This window comes from Lampropedia aestuarii, assembly GCF_004803635.1.
In the GTDB taxonomy this organism is placed as follows: domain Bacteria; phylum Pseudomonadota; class Gammaproteobacteria; order Burkholderiales; family Burkholderiaceae_C; genus Lampropedia; species Lampropedia aestuarii.
Map to the genome: position 1 here is coordinate 1 of NZ_SSWX01000047.1, position 4285 is coordinate 4285.

At 56.5% G+C, this 4285-nt stretch carries 3 protein-coding genes and 1 pseudogene; 3 read left to right on the forward strand and 1 reads right to left on the reverse strand.

From position 1 onward, the window contains the following. A pseudogene (locus E8K88_RS18210) lies at positions 1-220 on the reverse strand (IS30 family transposase); the annotation flags it as partial. A gap of 500 nt (positions 221-720) precedes the next feature. Here E8K88_RS18210 and E8K88_RS17730 point away from each other — a divergent pair. The 3 genes from E8K88_RS17730 (at position 721) to E8K88_RS17740 (ending at position 4168) form a co-directional block, all read left to right on the forward strand. Then, on the forward strand, positions 721-1470 hold the full coding sequence (locus E8K88_RS17730; protein ID WP_136407996.1) for a GntR family transcriptional regulator: 750 nt from the start codon (positions 721-723) through the stop codon (positions 1468-1470). 32 nt (positions 1471-1502) lie between these two features. Next, positions 1503-2969, forward strand: coding sequence for an aldehyde dehydrogenase (locus tag E8K88_RS17735; RefSeq protein WP_136407997.1), 1467 nt, complete (start codon positions 1503-1505; stop codon positions 2967-2969). Positions 2970-3181: 212 nt separating this feature from the next. Next, positions 3182-4168 (forward strand): Bug family tripartite tricarboxylate transporter substrate binding protein, encoded by a 987-nt coding sequence (locus E8K88_RS17740; RefSeq protein ID WP_136407998.1) that lies wholly within the window; start codon positions 3182-3184, stop codon positions 4166-4168. Positions 4169-4285 lie beyond the last annotated feature (117 nt).

The window sequence follows — 4285 nt, forward strand, 5'->3', positions numbered from 1 at the left end:
TGCGTAAATTGAGCTCCAACTCCCTGTAAATTCGGTACACCACGCTTGTGGGCTGACGCTGTAAAGGACAAATACCACCCTTGAGCGCTAGATGAGCATGGATAGTTCCGGGCGGCTTGCTGAGCGCAATACCGATATCCGTAATGCTACTGCCCGCTTTGCACATACGCCCAAGCTGTAAACGCTGCTCGGGCGTGAATCCTCTCCATATTCGTGTCATACCAGTATCTCCTCAACATGTTTGGGTACATGTTGCCTTGACCGGTTCGAAGGCGTGCGTTCTCGGCTCTCAAACGCGTGATTTCTATCTGCTCCGCCGTGACCGTTGGCGTGCTCGCCTTGGATTGCTGCAGACTGCCCTTCAGCTCATCTTTGCAGTCCAGACGCACCCAGTTGACCAATGACCCTTTGGGAATGTTCAATGCTTATGCGGCTGCTGTGACACCACTTGTGCATGCCTGCCTCACTGCCTCCAGCTTGAACTCCAGCGTGTATTTCGCTCTGATTTGCCTTGTGCTCATNGTGCACGTGCTTCCAGTGGTTTGAAGTATCAGCGCTTGCAGTCGCGCTGCCGCGCAGTTCTGTGCTTGGGCTGTGCAGTTTGGCGCAAAGAAATATTGGCTATGGACGTTTTGAGAAGCCATAAAAATCAGGCTTGAATTAAATTGTATGTTGGTATACCATCAGACAATCTAAAATTAAGCACTTTTCAAACAGCCAATGACTACGACACAGACACCCAACGACGATGCCCCATCGAGCCCCGCTGACAGCCTTCGTGACGCAATGGCCATTGAGCGCGCGCACCCCACGTTGCGGCAGCTGGCTCTGGAGAAACTCAGGCAAGCCATTATTGGCGGGCAATTGCCGCCTGGTGCCAGGCTGGTAGAGCGAACCCTGTGTGACTTGCTGGGGGTGAGCCGATCGGTGGTGCGCGAAAGCCTTGGGCAATTGGAAGCGGAAGGCTGGATCACCAAAGAACCATACAAAGGCCCAACTGTTGCCGTCATCGATGAGGATGGCGTGCGCCAGATTTTTGAGATGCGCGCTGCGATTGAAGGCCGCGTTGCCGCCCTGTCTGCGCATAGAGCTACGGCTGAGCAAATCGATGCATTGGAAGTCACGCTGGTCGCGATGACCAAAGCCCAAGCAGCAGCGGATGTGGAGGCGCAGATCGAGGCGATTGAATCGTTTTACGAAGTGCTGCTAGAGGCCGCAGGCAATGAGCTGATGGCCAGCTACCTGGCCGCGCAAAGAAACCGCCTGGCTCGGCTGCGCCGACTCTCGCTCTCGCACAGCCCCAGGGCGAGCGCCAGTGTGGAGGAAAAGCGCCAGATTGTGGCAGCGATTCGCCACAAGGATGCCAAAACTGCCAGCGAACTGGCCGAGCAGCATGTCTGGAACTCTTCTGAAAGCCTGCTTGCTGTGGTGCGCAAAGACGCAGCCGACAGCGACAAGCGCTCACGCTAAATCTCACATCACAAATGACTATGGAAGATACTATGAAGAACGGATTGTTTATTGCAGGCGATTGGGCCCAGACCAGCGAACGCTTTGAGGCCATCAACCCTTACACAGGCACCATGTGGACCACGATTCCGCAAGCCAGTGATGCGCAGGTGGCCGAGGCGATTGCGGCAGCGCGCCATGCGTTCGAGCATGGCTGGCGGCAGACGACCGGCTTGGAGCGCAGCCGATTGCTGTTTCGACTGGCGGACCTGATGGACGCTTCCGCAGATGAGCTGAGCCGCTTGGAGTCCACCGACAACGGCAAGGTGATTCGTGAAACACGCATTCAGATGGGCTTGGCAGCACGTCAATACCGGTTTTATGCCGGCTATGCGGACAAGCTGTGGGGGCAGGTCATTCCCCTGGACCAGCGCGATGTGTTTGACTATGTGAGCAATGAGCCTCTGGGGGTCGTGGCCTTGATCACGCCTTGGAATTCACCATTGCTCTTGCTCTCCAATAAACTCGCGCCCGCTTTGGCAGCAGGCAATACGGTGGTGGTGAAACCCTCAGAGCATGCGTCTGCAACGACGCTGGAGTTTTGTAAACTGGTGGAGCAGGCGGGCTTTCCCAAAGGGGTGATTAACGTGGTGACTGGCGACTACCGGGTTGGCAAGGCGCTGGTGGGCAGCCGCAACATCGATCGCATCAGCTTCACCGGCAGTCCTGAAGTGGGCAAAAGCATTGCCGCGACGGCAGGCCAAAACCTCGTGCCTGTTACGCTGGAGCTGGGTGGCAAGTCCCCGAACATCATTTTTGAAGACGCTGATCTCAAGCGCGCCATCGTGGGGGCGCTGGCAGGCATTTTTGCGGCAACGGGGCAAACCTGCATTGCTGGATCTCGACTCTTGGTGCAACGCTCGATCTATCCCCAAGTGGTTGAAGCGCTGAAGCAGCGCGCACAAAATATTCGGCTGGGCAATCCGCTGGATCTGGCCACCGAGATGGGCACAGTGGCCAATGAACCCCAGTTTAAGCGCATCATTGAGCGCATTGACCAAGCCACCAAAGAGGGCGCGCGACTGGTCACTGGCGGCGCCAGGGCTTCAGGCGCTGGCTTGGAACAAGGCTTTTTTGTGCAGCCCACCATCTTTGCCGATGTGGACAACGCGATGGAGATTGCCCAAGAAGAGGTCTTCGGTCCTGTGCTCAGCATTATTCCTTTTGACAGCGAAGAAGATGCGGTGCGCATTGCCAATGGCACACGCTATGGCTTGGCCTCGGGCGTATGGACCAGCAGCCTGTCGCGCACCATGCGCATGACACGTGCGATCAAGGCCGGTACGGTGTGGGTCAATACCTACCGCGTCAGTGCCGCTCAAGCGCCATTTGGCGGCACCAAAGAAAGCGGTTTTGGCCGTGAACGTGGCGAAGCGGGATTGGCTGAATTTCTTCATACCAAGAACGTGATGATCGATTTTTCGGACGACGAACGCGACCCCTTTGTGGTCAAAAGCTGAGCTTTAAAAAGCTGATTTTAGTCAGTCTCGGCTCCCATGCCACTGCCATTGCCTGAATCCCATTTTTTATGGGGTCAGTGCTAATTATTAACGCCAAGCAAGCCCTGTCAACCAGCCGTGGCTGGGATGGGGGCCGATGGTTGAGGCCGCGCGCGCAGCACAGCAGAAGTGCAGGGCTTGCCTTGGCTCTTTTTTTTTAGGAGACACACCCAATGATGAGAAAAATAGGCGCCGCCTGCGCATTGCTGGCCGCACTGAGCATGGCCGCGTTGGCACAAACACCGCCGGCCACCACGAACTACCCAGGAAGTAAGCCCGTGCGCTTGATTGTGCCGTTTCCACCAGGCGGTGGCACCGACATTTTGTCGCGCCTGTTGGCGCAAAAGCTGAGCGAGAAAAACCAATGGACGGTCATTATCGACAATCGGCCAGGCGCGGGCGGCACGATTGGCATCAGTGAAGCCGTGCGGGCCCAGCCAACTGGCTATGACATTGTGATGGGCCAAAAAGACAATCTCGTGCTGGGCTATTACCTCTACAGCGGCCTTCCTTGGAATCCAGAAAAAGACCTGACGCCGGTGGCCCATGTCGCCTACGCCCCATTGCTGATTGCGACCGCTGCGGATGGCCGCTTCAAGACTTTAGACGACGTCATTGCCGCAGCCAAAGCAGCACCGGGTCAGATCACCTATGGCACCCCTGGCCTTGGCACAGGTTTGCACATCAATGGCGTAATGTTTGAGAAGGCCGCTGGCATTGCCTTGAACCACGTGCCCTACAAAGGCTCTAGCCCGGCGCTGCTCGATACCGTCTCAGGCCATGTGGATTTGCTGATGTCCACTGTGCCTTCTGCGATGGCGCAAATCAAAGCCGGCAAGCTGCGCCCGCTGGCCGTGACATCGGCACAGCGCAGCTCCTCCTTGCCCGATGTTCCCACCGTGGCCGAGTTGGGCCTGCAAAACTTTGACAACAGCACTTGGTTTGGCTTGTTTGGCCCCAAACATTTGCCTGAATCGATTGCGCTAGAGTTGAACACGCAAGTCAATCAGTTGCTGGCGGACCCCAGCATTCAGCAAGCCATTCTTGCCCAAGGGGCTGAGCCCAAAGCCATGTCGATGACGGACTTCGATGTCTTTTTTAGAAAGGATTTCAAAGACGCCAAAGCCACCGTCGAGGCATTGGGGGCGAAAATCCAGTAAGCAGCCATAGACCCATCTACTGACTAGCGTTTGCTCGTGGCTGAGCAAACAGGCGTGAGCCGCAATCTGGCCCACGCCTGCCTACCGCTGTATTGACCCACTAAAAAGCTGCACAGG

Excerpts from the sequence above, each read along its gene's own strand:
- E8K88_RS17730 (WP_136407996.1), top strand. The coding sequence starts at position 721 with ATGACTACGACACAGACACCCAACGACGATGCCCCATCGAGCCCCGCT.
- E8K88_RS17735 (WP_136407997.1), top strand. The coding sequence starts at position 1,503 with ATGAAGAACGGATTGTTTATTGCAGGCGATTGGGCCCAGACCAGCGAA.
- E8K88_RS17740 (WP_136407998.1), top strand. The coding sequence starts at position 3,182 with ATGATGAGAAAAATAGGCGCCGCCTGCGCATTGCTGGCCGCACTGAGC.